This is a genomic window from Enterococcus sp. DIV1420a (assembly GCF_051712165.1).
In the GTDB taxonomy this organism is placed as follows: Bacteria; Bacillota; Bacilli; order Lactobacillales; family Enterococcaceae; genus Enterococcus; species Enterococcus faecalis.
In genome coordinates, this window is the sequence record NZ_JBIOOI010000001.1 from 1905555 (window position 1) to 1925000 (window position 19446).

Genomic DNA, 19446 nt, shown 5'->3' on the forward strand with positions numbered 1-19446 from the left:
GTTTTTGTTTATTATTTATTCATTTTTCCGTCAGTTTTGGTTTATAAATGTTTGCTACACTGGAGATAAGAGGAAATTAAGCGTTTATAAAAAGGAGAGAAGTGAATGAAACATATTAAAGGAATGTTGGTTTTTATCGGATTATTTATTTTGGTTGGTTGTGCGCCAGATCAAGAGCCAACGAAACAAACAACAAGTGGTCCGCAAGAGACAAAGCAAGTGAAGCAAGTTACCGTCACCAATCAAACGACTTCTGCGGTGGAAAAACAAGCGCCGACTAAAAATGACGAACTGATTGCTAATCAATTGACTTTTGATTCTCATGAATACACGTACGAAGTGGTTACAGGGGCCACACAAACGACATTTGGGACAACCCCACCAGCAAAATATACACCAGAAGAAAAAAAGAAAAAAATGTTTTGGTCCAATCAACCGCCTTTGGGATTAATGACGGGTAACTATTATAAAAATGAAGGTGTATTTACTGGGGGAAATTACGGCATTGTAGAGATTATTACGGAACCTGAAACGCAAAGGATTCTGAATGTTGAGTTTACAGAGTTTGCTAGTGACCCTTATTATGATACACGCTATTCGGGTGTCAACAAACGCCTGTCGGATTATCCTGAATTTCAAGCAAGCAACACGCGCACAGACGATACGTTAGTCACCGTTGTTAATGGTATTACTTATGTAGAAAAACAAATGCGTGACGAAAATCGTGTCACAGGTAATTTTTATACGGTACGCGGTTCATCAACTTCTGCGCGTGAAGGTTTAATGCCTTTAGCAGCAGAGATGGACACTTGGCTAAAAGAGCCATCGAAAGAAACGTATATCGGTTACGCAGAAGATTTAGGCAATGGCCTAATCGCTCGACTTCAAGTGATAACAGAAGAGCAGAAAATAAAACATGTCAGCTATGATGAATACTTTTCAGATGAACAGGAAAAAATCACAGAAACAGCCCTGCGGCCTTTTTATCGTCAATCGAAATATTATTCACCAGGATACAATAAACAAACCAACAATTCTTTTATTCATTTTGTAGATGCACTAACAAAGGCCATTACGACACAACAAACTTTATCCGTTAACGAAGAACAAGAGCTACAGCATCCGTCTTTTATGACTTATCAAAGATTGGCTGAAAAAATCAGCACGTTTCAAAATTCATTGAAGGAATAAAAAAACGGAAGTGGGGCATAAGTCGTTTCGACTTATGCCCCACTTTCGTAATCTTAAGATTATCAGCTAAACCAAAGTGAGTTCTTTTTAAAGAAATACTTTTATTTTAGCCTTTTATAGATCTAAATAATTTTCTAAGTAATCTGCTAAACCATCTTGATCATTTGTTTTTTCAGTGACATCGTTGGCTACGGATTTAATTTTATCCGTGGCATTGTTCATAGCAACACCCCAACCAGCATAACTTAGCATTTCTTCGTCATTATGTTCATCGCCAAAAGCAATGATATCAGCTGGTTTGACAGATAAAAAGTTCGCCACTTGATCAACGCCATGGGCTTTTTGAATTCCTTTTGCGACCATTTCTAAAATAGGCATTGGACCGCCCCAAGTGCGGACATCAATATAATCACCATATTGTTTTGTCAATGTATCAGCAACTTTTTTAGCTTGGTTTGGTGTGGTCCGAACCATCATTGAGGTAGGATTTGTTCGTAAATTTTTAGCAGTAAGTAAATTATCTAAGGTTGCTTTGGAAGCAAAAAATTTCGGATCGAACCCATCTAACGTATCGATATAAAATGTTTCTTTGTTTTCAGCAGCAACAAAATCTAATTGTAATTCTTTTTTCTGTGCCAAAATGTCAAAGACTAGGTCACGTTCAATATTGGCTTCGCTTTCCAAGTCCCATTTTTTCTCTGGAATGTGGACTAAAGCGCCGTTAAAGTTAACCATAGGGGTCGTTAGGCCAAGTTGTTGGTAAAATTGATGACTCATTCTATAGGGACGTCCAGTGGCAATACTGACGTAATGACCGTTGTCAATCGCTTTTTTTAGTGTTTGTTCGGTTTTTGGACTGATTAAAGACTGTGCATTTAATGTTGTGCCGTCTAAATCAATAGCAATTAATTTTTTCAAGTAAAAATTCCTCCTAAATGCCTTTTACTCAGTCTAGCATAAAACCGAAGATTATCAAGGGGAGAAGTATGTTCATTTATAAGGTTTAAAAAAAAGCTTAAGAAGTATGCTACACTAAAATAAACCGTTTGAAAAAGGAGCGCAGAGCATCTTGAAAAATTCTAGAAATTATTTACGAGTGATCACCTTAATCTATTGTATCTATATGTGGTTATTTGCTACTCATTTTCATTTTATGGCGTTGAACGTGTTGTTAGCCTATATTCCAATTGAACTTAGTTATCTTTTAAACGCAGAAAAACGTAAAAGGGATTGGTTGATAGGTTTTGCTTGGTTAATTTTTTATCCTAATGCACCGTACCTATTTACGGATTTTTTTCATTTAGAAACGTTATCTATTTATCGAGGCTTTAATACGATTTTTGCAAACCAAATTGGTGATTGGTGGGCGTTTGTTTGCTTAACTAGCGGAATTGTTATATATGGACTTTTAGGGATGAAAACAGTAACAACTGTTAGCCAGAAATTGCAAAGTTATTGTGGCTATAGAACAATTATAGGCTTTCAAGCCAGCCTTCATTTCTTGTCTGCTTTGGCGATTTATGTTGGACGTTTTGATCGATTACACAGTGTCTATCTTTTTATGAATCCGATTGAAACAGTGAAAATTATCTTTTTTGACTGGTCCCTTCAAAAATTAATGTTTATTTTATTAATGATGTTTCTACAGATGCTGTTGTTTGGGCTAATCCAATTATTAGGAAAAGAAGAAGCAATGTAAAGCTTTTTCTTTTTTTATATCTGAAAAACACGAACATTATATAGAAAAATATATATAATAGTTAATATTTTGTTGTAAAAAGATAGCGATTCTTTTATAATCAAAGAGTAATTATTCGAAAACATGGATTTTAAGGGAGAGAAGTGCAATTATGAATACGTTTTTCAAATTAAAGGAAAACAAGACAACGGTATCAACTGAAATAATGGCGGGGGTTACGACCTTTTTTGCAATGAGTTATATTTTATTTGTTAATCCGTCCATTCTTTCAGAAACAGGGATGCCTTTTCAGGCTGTTTTTTTAGCGACCATTATTGCTTCAATCATCGGTACATTAATTATGGGGCTGTTTGCTAATGTACCTTACGCTCAAGCACCGGGAATGGGACTCAATGCTTTCTTTACGTTTACGGTCGTTTTTGGGATGGGGTATACATGGCAACAAGCATTAGCAATGGTTTTTATTTGTGGTTTGATTAACATTTTGATTACAGTGACAAAAATTCGCAAAATGATTATTAAAGCAATTCCAGAGAGTTTACAACATGCTATTGGTGGTGGGATTGGAATTTTTGTCGCTTATGTAGGGTTGAAAAATGCTGGCTTACTAAGTTTCACAGTACAAGCAGAACCTCAAAATGGTGTTGTAAATGGTTCGAGTATCGTGCCCGCTTTAGGAAATTTTGATAATCCAGCCATTATTTTGGCGGTAATTGGGTTAGTTTTAACAACGATTTTAGTTGTCACGAATGTTCGTGGGGCTATTTTAATTGGCATTGTGGTTACTACGTTAGTCGCAATTCCAATGGGGGTGGTAGACACTGCTTCGGTTGATTGGCATGCTAATTCGTTGGGCAATTCATTTAAAGAATTAGGTACAACTTTTGGCGCTGCTTTTGGTGCTGAGGGCTTACAGTCATTGTTTAGTGATTCTTCAAAAATTCCTCAAGTCTTAATGACCATTATTGCCTTCAGTTTATCAGATACGTTTGATACAATTGGAACATTTATCGGTACGGGACGTCGAACAGGGATTTTCTCTAAAGAAGATGAATTAGCTTTAGAAGATAGTAAGGGCTTCAGCACTAAAATGGACAAAGCTCTATTTGCAGATGCTATTGCAACATCTATCGGTGCGATTTTTGGTACATCGAATACGACAACTTATGTAGAAAGTGCAGCAGGAATCGGTGCGGGTGGTCGAACAGGTTTGACATCGGTAGTGGTAGCAATTCTATTTGCCCTAAGTAGTCTTTTTTCACCACTTATTGCTATTGTACCAGCACAAGCTACGGCTCCAGCGTTAATTTTAGTGGGAATTATGATGTTAGCTTCTTTCAAAGACATCAATTGGACGGATTTAGAAGATGCGATTCCAGCATTTTTTGCTTCAATTTTCATGGGATTATGTTATAGCATCTCTTATGGGATTGCTGCTGGGTTCATCTTTTATGCAGTGGTAAAAGTAGTCAAAGGAAAAGCCAAAGAAGTTTCACCAATTATTTGGGTCATTGATGCGTTGTTTATCTTAAACTTTGTAATCTTAGCTATTTTATAGTAAATAGAAGTGAGGCTGAGATAACAGCGGTTAGCTTTGAAGGTGTTGTATTTATTCAGCTGTTTATCTTAAGCCCAAGTGTTAAGAAGTCTGGCAGATTGGTCGTTTTGACCGGTCTGTCAGACTTTTTTTAAAAGAATTTTCTTTTGAGAGATTCACTCTTTTAGAGTATAGTGGTAGGTGAAGAGGTGATAAGGTGGATAAAAGTATGAAAATAAAATGGAAGCAGAATTTGTTAGTCGCATGGATTGGTTGCTTTTTTACAGGGGCGAGTATTAGCTTAGTTATGCCGTTTATTCCAGTATACGTTGAACAATTAGGGACGCCTAAGAGTCAAGTAGAGTTGTTTTCTGGATTGGCAATTTCCGTCACGGCGTTTGCTGCTGCGATTGTTGCACCGATTTGGGGAAATTTAGCTGATCGAAAAGGTCGGAAAATTATGATGATTCGGGCTGCAGCAGGAATGACGATCACGATGGGGGCGTTAGCATTTGTCCCTAATGTATACTGGCTGTTGATTATGCGGTTTATGAACGGGATTTTATCTGGCTATATTCCTAACGCAACAGCGATGATTGCGTCGCAAGCGCCAAAAGAGAAAAATGGCTGGGCTCTAGGGACATTATCAACAGGTGCAATTGCTGGGACGTTAATTGCGCCATCGATTGGCGGTGCGTTGGCACAGTGGTTTGGAATGGAAAATGTCTTTATTATTACCGGCGTTATTTTATTCATTACAACGTTGTTGACTATCTTTTTAGTTAAAGAAGATTTTCAACCAGTTGAGAAAAAGGATTTATTAACGACGAAAGAAATTTTTAGTAAGATGGATCATGTTTCAGTATTGATTGGTTTGTTTGTGACTACGTTAATTTTACAATTAGGAATTACAAGTATCAGCCCAATCTTAACGCTATATATTCGATCTTTAAGTGGCGATACAGAGAATGTATTATTTGTTAGTGGTTTGATTGTTTCGATTGCCGGCGTTTCAGCAATTATTTCTTCTCCAACTTTGGGAAAAATTGGGGACCGCATTGGGAACCAAAAAGTTTTATTAGGCGGATTAATTCTTTCTTTTATTTGTTACATTCCCATGGCGTTTGTGCAAACACCTTTTCAGTTAGGTGTTTTACGATTCCTTTTAGGTTTTTCAACAGGTGCTTTAATGCCATCAATTAATACGTTAATTAGTAAAATAACGCCAACAGAGGGCGTAAGTAGAGTTTATAGTTACAATCAGATGTGTAGTAATTTCGGTCAAGTTTTAGGACCGATGGTAGGGTCGACAGTTGCCCATGGTTTTGGCTATTCTTCTGTTTTTCTGGTAACCGCTTGTTTCGTTTTAGGAAACATTGGGCTGTCCTTCTTTAATTTCCGAAAAGTTTTAAATAAAAAGCTCTAAACAGTTGAAAAGATAAAAAAACCAGTTACAATAACTTTAGTAACTGGTTTTTTCTTATTTAACAGGTTTGGTTTCTTTCGGTACTGCAAAGTGTGCAATTAATAAAATAATAACGGCTGTTGCCAACGATAGAATCGTTGTCATTTTAAAGTCGTATGAACCACCAGATAATGCACCGCCGATATATCCAACGACTTGGCCTAATGCGAAGGTCCAGAAAAATACAACAAGATAACGCATATGAGCACCTCTTTTCTAGCTCTTAGTTTAGCATATTTTCTTTAAAAGTAAAGAATCCGCGATAGGAAAATAAGAGAAGAGGCAAAAAATAGCAAGGATTCAAAAAGGAGCTGTCCAATGTCATTTCCACAATTACATACCGTTACTTCCTATTCGCTTTTATCTAGTACGGTTAGGATTCGTTCCTATGTAAAACAAGCGAAAGCGTTAGGTTATCAAACATTAGCGATTACCGATATCAATGTCTTGCATGGGGCGGTTGAATTTTATGAAGCATGCCAAGAAGCGGGAATTCAACCAATTATCGGTTTAAGATTAGAATATACCCCAGCAGAAAAAGAAGGGCATTCCGAGTTGCTTTTATTTGCTAAAAATTTAAAAGGTTATCAGCAATTAATGCAACTATCTAGCAGCAAAATGACAACAGAGGGTCCCTTTTACTTAGCGGAACATCAATCCTTATTAAGTGATTTATTTGCCGTGACTTTGTCAGCTAAAGGAGAAGTCGCCCAAACATTTTTTGAAGATGAACAACAAGCGGTTCACGCTTTCCAACAACTTGCTTCATATTTTGATCCCCAGTCGTTATTTGTTGAACATTCTTTTTCAATGAATCAACAACGCAATCCAGCGCTCTTTTCTTTTTACCAAAGAGAACAATTACCTGGCGTGGCTTTGCAAGAGGTACGTCATTTAACAAGGGAAGAAGGCTTTGCCGTAACTGTTCTTGAGAGCATCAAAGAAAATAATCAATTGAATATTACAAGCCAAACACCGGAAATAGAAGGTCTGAATTACTTGCGTGAAGCAGAGACGACGATGGAACAAATGCTTCAAATAGCTGGTGCAGAAGTGGTCCAGAATACGATTCAGCTAGCTGAAAATTGCCGAGTTGACATTCCTTTACATCAAAAATTATTACCGCATTTTCCTGTGCCTGATAATCAAACGGCTGGTTCTTATTTACGCACATTGTGTTTAGAAAAATTACCAGAAAGAGTGCCTCATCTAAATGAAGTTTACCAAAAACGATTAGAAAAAGAGTTAACCATCATTCACAATATGGGCTTTGATGATTACTTTTTAATCGTTTGGGATGTGATGGACTTCTGTCATAACAATCAAATTGTTACAGGCGCTGGCCGAGGTTCAGCTGCAGGCTCTTTAGTGTCCTATGTGCTATCAATTACAGATGTAGATCCAATCAAATATGATTTGCTTTTTGAACGTTTTTTGAATCCAGAACGCTACACGATGCCCGATATTGATTTAGATATTCCTGATAATCGGCGGGAGGAAGTTTTAGCTTATGTCAGTCAAAAATATGGTCATTATCACATGGCGCAAATTGCCACGTTTGGTACGATGGCTGCGAAAATGGTTTTACGGGACGTTGCACGTGTTTTCGGGTTGTCCCAGAGTGAAGCGAATCGTTGGTCGGCAGCTGTCCCCAACAAGCTGAAAATTACGTTAGAAGAAGCGTACCAAGAGTCGAAACGGATGCAAGAATTGGTCAATTTTTCACCAAATAATCAATTGCTCTATAAAACAGCTGTTCAGCTAGAAGGATTGCCTCGCCATGTTTCTACGCACGCAGCAGGTGTGGTAATTAGTGATGAAAATCTTTTGAATTTGGTTCCGTTACAACCAGGATCGAATGAAATTTTATTGACCCAATTTACTATGAATGATGTTGAAAAAATTGGTCTTCTGAAAATGGATTTCTTGGGCTTAAGAAATTTATCCATCATTGATGATACCCTCACAGCTGTTAAACGCGTCTATAATCGAACCATTCGTTTGAATCAGATTCCATTAGATGACGAAACAACGCTGGCTTTATTTAGAAAAGGGGAAACAAGTGGCGTTTTCCAGTTTGAATCTGCTGGAATTCGGAATGTATTAAGAAAATTAGGGCCAACTAGCATTGAAGATATTGCTGCTGTCAACGCCTTGTATCGTCCTGGTCCGATGCAAAATATTGATGTTTTCATCCGCCGGAAAAAAGGCTTGGAACAAATTAGTTATCCAGAGCCTAGTCTCGCCCCCATTTTGGAAAATACGTACGGAATTATTGTTTACCAAGAGCAGATTATGCAAGTTGCTGCGAAAATGGCTGGCTTCTCTTTAGGGCAAGCTGACATTTTACGTCGGGCCATTAGTAAAAAGAAAAAAGATGTGCTAGATGAAGAACGAAATCATTTTGTTAATGGTGCGTTACAACAAGGCTATCCCCAAGAAACAGCTAACCAAGTGTACGATTATATTGAGCGCTTTGCTAATTATGGCTTTAACCGCTCGCATGCATTTGCCTATTCCTTTATTGGTTTTCAAATGGCTTACTTGAAGGTTCATTATCCGAGTGCTTTTTATGTCGCATTGTTGCATTCTGTTCGTCATAATCCAACAAAAATTAAAGAATATATTGGCGAAGCTAGAAAAAACAAGCAGACGATTTTGCAGCCGTCAATTAACCAAAGTCACTACAGCTTTTACCTAAATCAGCAACAGCAAATTTTATTTGGTTTTAGTTCTTTAAAAGGAATCCGCCGAGACTTCATTCAAAATATTTTAAATGAACGCCGAGAAAATGGACCGTACAAAACGTTCGATGAGTTTCTTTTGCGAATTGACCGTAAGTGGTTGAAAGTTGAAAATATCGAACCATTGATTGCCATCGGTGCATTTGACGAAATTGCGCCCAATCGCCGTCAATTAGCGGTAGGTTTAGAGAGTAATATCCAAAGTATTCTTCTCAGCGGTGGTAGTATGGATTTGTTAGAAACGTTGAAGCCAAAGGAAGAAGAAATTGCCGATTATCCGCTAGAAGAGCGACTAGAACAAGAAGAACAATATTTAGGGGTCTATTTATCAGGACATCCGACAGAAGAGTTCAAAAAAACACGCTTAGCCAAGCAAACGCAACTTGTTCATGAACTTGTTGAAAATCAGCCCACGAAATTATTGATTTATGTCAAAAACATTCGGACGATTCGGACCAAAAAGGGAGAACAAATGGCCTTTGTTGATGGGGATGATACAACAGGAAGTATTTCACTAACGTTGTTCCCAACCGTTTTTCGCCAGTTAAGACAGAGTGTCGAGAAAGGGCAAGTTTATTATGTGGAAGGAAAAGTGGAACGCAGTACTTACAATCAAGAATTGCAAATATTGGTTCAACGAATAGAAAAAGCGCAACAAGTAGAAACATCAATTAGTGACGAAACGTGTTTTATCAGAATTACAAAAGATGTCGAACAAACGGACGTTTTTCAGAAAATGAAAGAGGTACTCAGTCGTCATGCTGGACACATTCCAGTGATTGTCTATTTTGAAAAAACAGGAAAGAAAATAGTATTAAATGAAGAAAATTGGGTCGCTCATACAAGCGCTAGTCAGCAACAATTAGCTTACGTTTTAGGCGAGCAAAACGTCATTTTCAAATGATTTACGGTAAAAAATACTAGTTGTTTTCAACTTTTTTCATTTTTTTCTTCTTAACTCAAGACATTTTGGTTCTTTAATGGTAAAATGAATGACGTAATATTTTTGTATATCAATTTTTGCGAAAAGGTTTCTTTTGGCAGTTGAAAGTATATTATATGAGGTGAAATAGCGAATGAAACGCATTGGTATTTTAACCAGCGGGGGAGATGCCCCTGGAATGAACGCTGCAATTCGTGCAGTCGTACGCAAAAGTATTTTTGATGGAATCGAAGTTTACGGTATTAACTATGGATTTGCCGGTTTAGTCGCAGGCGACATCCGTCGTTTAGATGTTGCTGACGTTGGCGATAAGATTCAACGTGGTGGAACATTCTTGTATTCTGCTCGTTATCCTGAATTTGCTACTGAAGAAGGGCAATTAAAAGGAATCGAACAATTGAAAAAATTCGGTATTGAAGGCTTAGTTGTTATTGGTGGAGACGGTTCTTATCATGGCGCAATGGCTTTGACAAAACGTGGTTTCCCCGCTGTTGGAATTCCTGGAACGATTGATAATGATATTCCTGGAACAGATTTCACAATCGGTTTTGATACAGCGATTAACACTGTTTTGGAATCAATTGACCGAATTCGTGATACAGCGACTTCTCATGTTCGTACATTCGTTATCGAAGTAATGGGACGTAACGCTGGTGATATCGCATTGTGGTCAGGCGTGGCAGGCGGAGCAGATGAAATCATTATTCCTGAACATGATTTTGATATGAAAAACGTTGCCAAACGTATTCAAGAAGGCCGCGACCGCGGGAAAAAACATTGCTTAATCATTTTAGCAGAAGGCGTAATGGGCGGAAATGAATTTGCTGATAAACTTTCTGAATACGGTGATTTCCATACGCGTGTATCAATTTTAGGACACGTGGTTCGTGGGGGCTCGCCAAGTGCTCGTGACCGTGTATTAGCAAGTAAATTTGGGTCATATGCTGTTGAACTTCTAAAAGAAGGCAAAGGCGGTTTATGTATCGGTATGTTAGATAACCAAGTAGTTGCAGCTGATATTATTGACACGTTAGAAAACAATAAACACAAACCAGATTTATCTCTTTATGAGTTAAATCATGAAATTTCTTTTTAATCTTGTATATTAGCTAATCTTATTAGCTTTGTATAAACAAATTTGGAATAGGAGCGTTTTAGTAATGAAAAAAACGAAAATCGTATGTACGATTGGACCAGCTAGTGAATCCGTTGATATGCTAGTAAACTTAATTAATGCAGGTATGAATGTTTGCCGTTTGAACTTTTCACATGGTGACTACGAAGAGCATGGTGCTCGTATTAAAAACATTCGTGAAGCTGTAAAAATTACAGGGAAACGCGTAGCGATCTTACTAGATACAAAAGGTCCTGAAATCCGCACAAATGACATGGAAAATGGCGCAATCACAATGAAAATTGGTGACTCAGTACGTATTTCTATGACAGAAGTTTTAGGAACAAATGAAAAATTCTCAATCACTTATCCAGAATTAATCAATGATGTAAACGTAGGTTCACACATTCTTTTAGATGATGGTTTAATCGATTTAGAAGTAACTGATATCGACCGTGATGCAAACGAAATCGTAACAGTTGTTAAAAACGAAGGCGTCTTGAAAAACAAAAAAGGCGTTAACGTACCAGGCGTTTCTGTAAACTTACCAGGGATCACTGAAAAAGATGCTAACGATATCCGTTTCGGAATTGGTCAAGGAATTGACTTTATCGCAGCTAGCTTCGTTCGTCGTGCTTCTGACGTTTTAGAAATCACTAAAATTTTAGAAGAAGAAAACGCAACACACATCCAAATCATTCCTAAAATCGAAAACCAAGAAGGTATCGATAATATCGATGAAATCTTAAAAGTTTCTGATGGTTTAATGGTTGCTCGTGGTGACATGGGTGTTGAAATTCCAACAGAAGATGTTCCAGTTGTCCAAAAAGCTTTAATTAAAAAATGTAATGCTTTAGGTAAACCAGTTATCACTGCAACACAAATGTTAGATTCAATGCAACGTAACCCACGTCCAACACGTGCGGAAGCAAATGACGTAGCAAACGCAATCTACGATGGAACAGATGCAGTAATGTTATCAGGCGAAACTGCAGCAGGGGATTACCCATTAGAAGCTGTTCAAACAATGGCTCGTATTGCAGTTCGTACAGAAGAAACATTAGTTAACCAAGATTCATTCGCATTGAAATTATATAGCAAAACAGATATGACTGAAGCAATCGGACAATCTGTTGGCCATACAGCACGTAACTTGGGTATCCAAACAATCGTTGCGGCAACAGAATCAGGCCATACAGCACGTATGATCTCTAAATACCGTCCAAAAGCACATATCGTTGCAATTACGTTCTCAGAACAAAAAGCACGTAGCTTGTCATTATCATGGGGTGTTTACGCAACAGTTGCTGACAAACCATCAAGCACAGATGAAATGTTTAATTTAGCTTCAAAAGTATCACAAGAAGAAGGTTATGCTTCAGAAGGTGATTTAATCATTATCACTGCTGGTGTTCCAGTTGGCGAAAAAGGGACAACAAACTTAATGAAAATTCAAATGATCGGTTCTAAATTAGTTCAAGGTCAAGGTGTCGGCGAAGAAGCAATTATTGCAAAAGCCGTTGTTGCAGGAACTGCTGAAGAAGCAGTTGCTAAAGCGACTGAAGGGGCTATTTTAGTTACAAAAACAACAGATAAAGAATACATGCCTGCAATTGAAAAAGCATCAGCATTAGTTGTTGAAGAAGGTGGTTTAACTTCTCATGCAGCTGTTGTAGCGATTGCACAAAATATTCCAGTTATCGTAGGTGCTGCAGATGCAACATCATTAATTAATAATGACGAAGTGATTACTGTTGATCCTCGTCGTGGTATTGTTTACCGCGGAGCAACAACAGCTATCTAAATCTAATTAATTCAATCATTTGATTCTAAGCAATATGTACTCGGACGCAAAGCTGGGACAAACCGATTCGTCAGTTTGTCTCAGCTTTTTTTACAAAGAAGACAGTAGTACGAAATGTTCAGAAAACACGTATTCAGTAAATAAAGAGTTGGGCGCAAATAGTAAAATTATGTCTTAGTTTTAAATTATTTATGTTATTTCACACAAAAAATTTGTTATTTAATTAAATAAGCGCTAAGTTACCTTCAACAGAAAAACAATTATAAAAAAAACGAAAGAAAAACAGGAAATAAGAAAGGGCTGTCAAGAAAATTTCATTGACAAAGCTTTCATACCCCTGTATAATAGCTTTTGTTGCTTAGGAGTGATAATTATGAAGTGGTCTTTGTTAGAATTAAATAAATACAAAGAAGAGCCGCTAGTGTTTTCAGAAACATTGCATCTTAAAGAAGAGCTTCTTCAACGAGATGATACCTTGTTGGATGTAAGTCCAATCAAAGTAGAAGGCTTATTAGCAGTCAATAAATCAGAATATTTACTTCATTACACTATTCAGGTAACTGTAACCGTTCCTTCATCCCGTTCTTTAGAACCTGTGGCTTTGCCAATGCAAATCACGGTCGATGAAGTTTTTATGACAAAAGAACAAATGGATACAAGAGATGAACGATTTGCAGCTGAAGAGATTATTTTATTGGACAAGCCAACAATTGATTTAGATGAATCTGTCGAAGACAACATTCTATTGTCCATTCCAATTCAAGTGCTTACAGAAGAAGAACAAAACAGTCAAGAAATGCCAAGTGGCAATGACTGGGAAGTGATTTCAGAAGAAGCATATTTGGAAAGTAAGCAGAAAGCAGCAGAACAAACAGTGGATCCTCGTCTGGCTAAACTATCAGAATTACTCAGCGATAATGCTGAAGAGGAAGATAACAGCTAGGTTGGAATATATTGTGTATGTAAATACACGCATCTTTACAAGGAGGTGGAACAACAATGGCAGTACCAGCTAGAAGAACTTCTAAAGCGAAAAAAGCAAAACGTCGCACACACTACAAATTAACAATCAAAGGCTTAAATGCATGCTCAAACTGTGGTGAAATGAAAAAAAGCCATCACGTATGTCCAGCATGTGGTCACTACGATGGAAAAGACGTAATGTCTAAAGAAGCATAAGCATAAAAACATTTTTTGAAATGTTGAATCCCCTAGGCTAACCATGGAGCCTAGGGGATTTGTATTTTTTTAAGAAAATATGAAGAAATTGGAAATTTATTGGCACTATATTGTTTTCATATGAAAGATAGTGCGTTATAATAGTGAGGATTATAAGAGAATGCTCATAGAATTTTCGTTGATTATAATATAGGAGGTCATAAAATGACAAAACAACAATTTGGCGTAGTCGGCATGGCTGTCATGGGGAAAAATCTTGCTTTAAACATTGAAAGCAGAGGCTATACAGTTGCGCTGTATAACCGTACAGGATCAAAAACAACAGAAGTGGTTGAAGAACATCCTGACAAAAACTTTCAAGCAACATACTCAATTGAGGAATTTGTGAATGCAATTGAAAAACCTCGTCGAATTATGTTGATGGTTAAAGCTGGACCTGCAACAGATGCGACAATCCAAGAATTGTTACCACACCTTGATAAAGGCGACATCTTAATTGATGGCGGTAATACGTTCTTCAAAGACACAATGCGACGTAATGAAGAACTAGCAAACTCAGGAATTAACTTTATTGGTACTGGCGTTTCTGGCGGAGAAGAAGGAGCCTTGAAAGGACCATCTATCATGCCTGGCGGACAAAAAGAAGCGTATGAGTTAGTTGCGCCAATTCTTGAAAAAATTTCAGCTAAAGCAGAAGACGGTGAACCATGTGTGACTTACATTGGCCCAAATGGTGCTGGACATTATGTAAAAATGGTTCATAATGGGATTGAATATGGGGACATGCAATTAATTGCTGAATCCTACGACTTAATGAAACAAATCTTAGGTTTATCTGTTGATGAAATGGCAGAGATTTTCAAAGAATGGAACGAAGGCGAATTAGACAGTTACCTTATCGAGATCACGGCTGACATTTTGACACGTAAAGATGATGAAGGAACCGACCAACCAATCGTTGATGTTATTCTTGATGCAGCAGGCAACAAAGGAACAGGTAAATGGACAAGCCAAAGTGCGTTAGATCTTGGCGTACCATTACCATTAATTACAGAATCAGTATTTGCACGTTTCATTTCGGCTTACAAAGAAGAACGCGTAAAAGCAAGTGGCATTTTATCAAAACCTGCAGCCTTTAACTTTGCAGGCGATAAAAAAGAATTGATTGAAAAAATTCGCGAAGCATTATACTTTAGTAAATTAATGAGTTATGCGCAAGGGTTTGCACAACTCCGTGCAGCTTCTGAAGAATACGGATGGGATTTACCATTTGGTGAAATTGCAAAAATCTGGCGAGCAGGTTGCATTATCCGTGCACAATTCTTACAAAAAATTACCGATGCATATGAAAAAAATCCAGCACTTGAAAACTTGTTGTTAGATGAATACTTCGTAGAAATTACGAAAAAATATCAACAAGCCGTTCGTGAAGTTGTTGCGATTGCTGTTCAAGCAGGTGTTCCTGTACCAACATTCTCATCTGCAATTGCTTATTACGATTCTTATCGTTCAGATCGCTTACCAGCGAATTTAATTCAAGCACAACGTGATTACTTCGGTGCTCATACGTACGAACGCACAGACAAAGAAGGAATCTACCATTACAGCTGGTACAACGAAGAATAAACACGCTGGAGACCATGAGTGTGGCTCACCATGCTCATGGTTTTACTGTGGCTTAAAAAAGAACCAGACAGATTGAGTAGTAATTCTCTAATAAGTAGTAAGGAATAAAAAGGTTGAGCTTGAGTATAGCTTTTAAAGAGAAAGGACAATTAATCAAATGAGCAACATTTTAATTATTGAAGATGAAAAGAACTTAGCGAGATTCGTTGAGCTTGAATTAAAACATGAGGGGTATACGACAGAAGTACACTACAATGGTCGTACAGGATTGGAAGCCGCTCTTAACAACGAATGGGATGCTATCCTTCTTGATTTGATGTTACCAGAATTAAATGGATTAGAAGTATGTCGCCGTGTTCGCCAAGTGAAAAATACACCAATTATTATGATGACTGCGCGTGATTCAGTAATTGACCGTGTTTCTGGCTTAGACCATGGAGCGGATGATTATATTGTTAAACCATTTGCAATTGAAGAATTGTTAGCTCGTTTACGTGCGTTACTTCGTCGTATTGATATTGAGGGCGATAAAAACGTTGCAAAACAAACAACGATTACATATCGTGACTTAACAATTGAAAAAGAAAATCGTGTCGTTCGTCGTAATTCTGAAATGATTGAATTAACAAAACGCGAATACGAATTACTATTAACGCTAATGGAAAACGTGAATGTTGTCTTGGCACGTGATGTGTTACTAAATAAAGTTTGGGGCTATGAAACAGAAGTAGAAACAAACGTTGTGGATGTGTATATCCGCTACTTACGAAATAAAATTGACGTACCTGGAGAAGAAAGCTACATCCAAACTGTCCGTGGAACTGGCTACGTTATGCGTTCGTGAGAACTAATTAATGAAAAGAACGATTAAAAAAGAACTGGAAGGCCCATCTTTAACTATAAAGTGGGCTTTCGCAAGTTCTTTCTTTATATTTGTAGTTTTTACCATTTTTGCGGTGATTACCTATAAGTCTTCTGTCAGTCTTATTGTTGCCAAAGAAAAGGAAAATGTCGAAGCAACGATTGCAGAAGTAACAAATCGATTAGCTAATGCCAATGAAAATTTAACGGTAACAGACGTTTTTGACTATTTAAAAACGCCGAGTGAAAGAGATGAAAACTACTATAATAAGCATACAGCAGTAGAAGGTTCGTTTATGGAAATGGACAGTTTCATATCTGAACTAGGACAACCAGAACTTTATTTATCTGTGTATGACACAAACCAAAAGCTAGTTTTTAAAACACAAAATGAATATGATAAGTTATTACAATTGGATCGGCAATTACCTGTTGTTCGAACCGTTTTTGATAAAACTGGTTTTTATTCCGTGGAACCTATTTTTTCAAAAGAAACACGAGAAAAGATTGGCTATATTCAAGCGTTTTATGAACTTTCTTCTTTTTATGAAATTCGTAATCATTTATTATTAACACTTGTAGTTTTAGAAGTGATTTCTCTGATTGTAAGTAGTGTCTTAGGCTTTATCCTCTCTTCTTATTTCTTAAAACCATTAAAAGTATTGAGAGACACGATGGATACAATCCGCAAAGACCCGCAATCAGATGTCCACATGCCGGAGATTAATACGAGAGATGAGTTAGCAGATATCTCGGAAATCTTTAATGAAATGTTAGATCGTATGAGACGCTATATCGAACAACAAGAGCAGTTTGTTGAAGATGTTTCCCATGAATTAAGAACGCCCGTTGCGATTATGGAAGGCCATTTAAACCTTTTAAATCGTTGGGGGAAAGACGATCCTGAAATTTTAGATGAATCATTAAAGGCCAGTTTACAAGAAATTAGTCGTATGAAGAGTTTGGTCCAAGAAATGCTTGACCTTTCACGCGCTGAACAAGTGGACACCCAATATGCAAATGAACGAACAGATGCTAAACAAGTAGTCTACCAAGTATTTAATAACTTCCAATTGGTTTATCCTGAGTTTCATATCACGTTAGATGACGATTTACCAACCGAAGTTGAACTGAAAATCTATCGTAATCACTTTGAACAATTGCTAATTATTCTATTAGATAATGCGATTAAATATTCAACAGATCGAAAAGAAGTGCATATTTCCATTTCTCGAACGATGAATGAATTTGAAATAGCTGTGCAAGATTTTGGTGAAGGAATCACTGAAGAAGACTTGGAGAAAATATTTGATCGATTCTATCGAGTAGATAAAGCCCGTGCAAGAAATAAAGGCGGTAATGGCTTAGGACTATCGATTGCAAAACAATTAGTCGAAAACTATAAAGGACGTATTGATGCAGAAAGCGTATTGCATCAAGGAACGATCTTTAGAATTTTTATTCCAATCGCTGGAATAAAAGAAGAGAGCAACGTACAATAAAGTACGTTGCTTTTTTTACGAATGATTAACGAACATTTCAGTAAGAGAAAAGGGATTATAAGATAAAGAAACGAATGTTTTCTTTGCAGAAAATATTCATCGTTCGAAATTGAAAAAAATGTTATTTTTCTGCAAAATAATAGTTGCGTTTTAGAAAAATCCTTGGTATATTAATATCTGTTCTGACAAACAGTTTGTTAAGAAAAAAGTTTTAAAAAGTTAAAAATTTTTCTTGACGAAAAGATAAATAACATGTTAGAATAACAAAGTCGTTAAAGAGATTGCTTTTAAATCAATCATTTGATCAAAAAAACTTGTTATAAAATAACAAAATAGTTTTAAAAAGTTGTTGACAAACAACTGAGATAATGATAAGATATAGAAGTTGTCACAACAGACAACAACAACCGAGCAAAACAACTTAAAAAACTTTTTCAAAAAAAGTTCTTGACATTCAAATGAAAGTTTGTTATGATATAAAAGTTGCTGCAAGGTAACGTAGACCTTTGAAAACTGAACAAAGAATAGACGAACCAAATGTGTAGGGCGTCTTGATTCAATTCAAGACAACAAACATTTTTAACAAGCAAGCAATATGCTAGCAAAAAATTGAGCTTAACAATCGCAAGATTGTTCTAACTTTTATTATGAGAGTTTGATCCTGGCTCAGGACGAACGCTGGCGGCGTGCCTAATACATGCAAGTCGAACGCTTCTTTCCTCCCGAGTGCTTGCACTCAATTGGAAAGAGGAGTGGCGGACGGGTGAGTAACACGTGGGTAACCTACCCATTAGAGGGGGATAACACTTGGAAACAGGTGCTAATACCGCATAACAGTTTATGCCGCATGGCATAAGAGTGAAAGGCGCTTTCGGGTGTCGCTGATGGATGGACCCGCGGTGCATTAGCTAGTTGGTGAGGTAACGGCTCACCAAGGCCACGATGCATAGCCGACCTGAGAGGGTGATCGGCCACACTGGGACTGAGACACGGCCCAGACTCCTACGGGAGGCAGCAGTAGGGAATCTTCGGCAATGGACGAAAGTCTGACCGAGCAACGCCGCGTGAGTGAAGAAGGTTTTCGGATCGTAAAACTCTGTTGTTAGAGAAGAACAAGGACGTTAGTAACTGAACGTCCCCTGACGGTATCTAACCAGAAAGCCACGGCTAACTACGTGCCAGCAGCCGCGGTAATACGTAGGTGGCAAGCGTTGTCCGGATTTATTGGGCGTAAAGCGAGCGCAGGCGGTTTCTTAAGTCTGATGTGAAAGCCCCCGGCTCAACCGGGGAGGGTCATTGGAAACTGGGAGACTTGAGTGCAGAAGAGGAGAGTGGAATTCCATGTGTAGCGGTGAAATGCGTAGATATATGGAGGAACACCAGTGGCGAAGGCGGCTCTCTGGTCTGTAACTGACGCTGAGGCTCGAAAGCGTGGGGAGCAAACAGGATTAGATACCCTGGTAGTCCACGCCGTAAACGATGAGTGCTAAGTGTTGGAGGGTTTCCGCCCTTCAGTGCTGCAGCAAACGCATTAAGCACTCCGCCTGGGGAGTACGACCGCAAGGTTGAAACTCAAAGGAATTGACGGGGGCCCGCACAAGCGGTGGAGCATGTGGTTTAATTCGAAGCAACGCGAAGAACCTTACCAGGTCTTGACATCCTTTGACCACTCTAGAGATAGAGCTTTCCCTTCGGGGACAAAGTGACAGGTGGTGCATGGTTGTCGTCAGCTCGTGTCGTGAGATGTTGGGTTAAGTCCCGCAACGAGCGCAACCCTTATT

The 19446-nt window shown here is 37.9% G+C and carries 14 protein-coding genes and 1 rRNA gene (1 of these 15 cut by a window edge); 13 read left to right on the forward strand and 2 right to left on the reverse strand.

Annotated elements, in window-relative coordinates; translation table 11 throughout:
• Positions 1-105 precede the first annotated feature (105 nt).
• Positions 106-1191: a hypothetical protein gene (locus tag IGI80_RS09540; protein WP_438723331.1), complete on the forward strand. Its 1086-nt coding sequence runs from the start codon at positions 106-108 to the stop codon at positions 1189-1191.
• A 114-nt stretch (positions 1192-1305) separates the two neighbouring features.
• Here the strand turns inward: IGI80_RS09540 and IGI80_RS09545 are convergent, their stop codons facing one another.
• Positions 1306-2109 (reverse strand): Cof-type HAD-IIB family hydrolase, encoded by an 804-nt coding sequence (locus IGI80_RS09545; RefSeq protein ID WP_438723332.1) that lies wholly within the window; start codon positions 2107-2109, stop codon positions 1306-1308.
• A gap of 205 nt (positions 2110-2314) precedes the next feature.
• Here IGI80_RS09545 and IGI80_RS09550 point away from each other — a divergent pair, with 205 nt between their 5' ends.
• The 3 genes from IGI80_RS09550 (at position 2315) to IGI80_RS09560 (ending at position 5853) form a co-directional block, all read left to right on the forward strand.
• Positions 2315-2890, forward strand: coding sequence for a DUF1361 domain-containing protein (locus tag IGI80_RS09550; RefSeq protein ID WP_002383440.1), 576 nt, complete (start codon positions 2315-2317; stop codon positions 2888-2890).
• Positions 2891-3041: 151 nt separating this feature from the next.
• Positions 3042-4448, forward strand: coding sequence for an NCS2 family permease (locus IGI80_RS09555; protein ID WP_002355943.1), 1407 nt, complete (start codon positions 3042-3044; stop codon positions 4446-4448).
• 208 nt (positions 4449-4656) lie between these two features.
• Positions 4657-5853 (forward strand): multidrug efflux MFS transporter, encoded by a 1197-nt coding sequence (locus tag IGI80_RS09560; RefSeq protein ID WP_002381323.1) that lies wholly within the window; start codon positions 4657-4659, stop codon positions 5851-5853.
• A gap of 54 nt (positions 5854-5907) precedes the next feature.
• Here the strand turns inward: IGI80_RS09560 and IGI80_RS09565 are convergent, their stop codons facing one another.
• The gene (locus IGI80_RS09565) at positions 5908-6093 is read right to left on the reverse strand and encodes a YjzD family protein (RefSeq protein WP_002355945.1); all 186 of its coding nucleotides are present in this window, start codon (positions 6091-6093) and stop codon (positions 5908-5910) included.
• Between the two features lie 117 nt (positions 6094-6210).
• Between IGI80_RS09565 and dnaE the strand changes: the two genes are divergently transcribed.
• The 9 genes from dnaE to IGI80_RS09610 form a co-directional block, all read left to right on the forward strand.
• Positions 6211-9540 (forward strand): DNA polymerase III subunit alpha, encoded by a 3330-nt coding sequence (dnaE, locus tag IGI80_RS09570; RefSeq protein ID WP_002379216.1) that lies wholly within the window; start codon positions 6211-6213, stop codon positions 9538-9540.
• A gap of 172 nt (positions 9541-9712) precedes the next feature.
• On the forward strand, positions 9713-10675 hold the full coding sequence (pfkA, locus tag IGI80_RS09575; RefSeq protein WP_002355947.1) for a 6-phosphofructokinase: 963 nt from the start codon (positions 9713-9715) through the stop codon (positions 10673-10675).
• 64 nt (positions 10676-10739) lie between these two features.
• Positions 10740-12497: a pyruvate kinase gene (gene pyk, locus IGI80_RS09580; RefSeq protein WP_002355949.1), complete on the forward strand. Its 1758-nt coding sequence runs from the start codon at positions 10740-10742 to the stop codon at positions 12495-12497.
• 373 nt (positions 12498-12870) lie between these two features.
• Positions 12871-13440: a YceD family protein gene (locus IGI80_RS09585; protein WP_002363429.1), complete on the forward strand. Its 570-nt coding sequence runs from the start codon at positions 12871-12873 to the stop codon at positions 13438-13440.
• A gap of 56 nt (positions 13441-13496) precedes the next feature.
• On the forward strand, positions 13497-13676 hold the full coding sequence (gene rpmF, locus IGI80_RS09590; protein WP_002355952.1) for a 50S ribosomal protein L32: 180 nt from the start codon (positions 13497-13499) through the stop codon (positions 13674-13676).
• Between the two features lie 204 nt (positions 13677-13880).
• Entirely contained in the window at positions 13881-15302 is a 1422-nt protein-coding gene (gene gndA, locus IGI80_RS09595; RefSeq protein WP_002355953.1) for an NADP-dependent phosphogluconate dehydrogenase, read from the forward strand.
• Positions 15303-15459: 157 nt separating this feature from the next.
• Positions 15460-16146 (forward strand): response regulator transcription factor, encoded by a 687-nt coding sequence (locus IGI80_RS09600; RefSeq protein WP_002355954.1) that lies wholly within the window; start codon positions 15460-15462, stop codon positions 16144-16146.
• 10 nt (positions 16147-16156) lie between these two features.
• Positions 16157-17665 (forward strand): HAMP domain-containing sensor histidine kinase, encoded by a 1509-nt coding sequence (locus tag IGI80_RS09605; RefSeq protein ID WP_002363430.1) that lies wholly within the window; start codon positions 16157-16159, stop codon positions 17663-17665.
• A gap of 643 nt (positions 17666-18308) precedes the next feature.
• A 16S ribosomal RNA gene (locus IGI80_RS09610) occupies positions 18309-19446 on the forward strand (it continues 423 nt past the right edge of the window).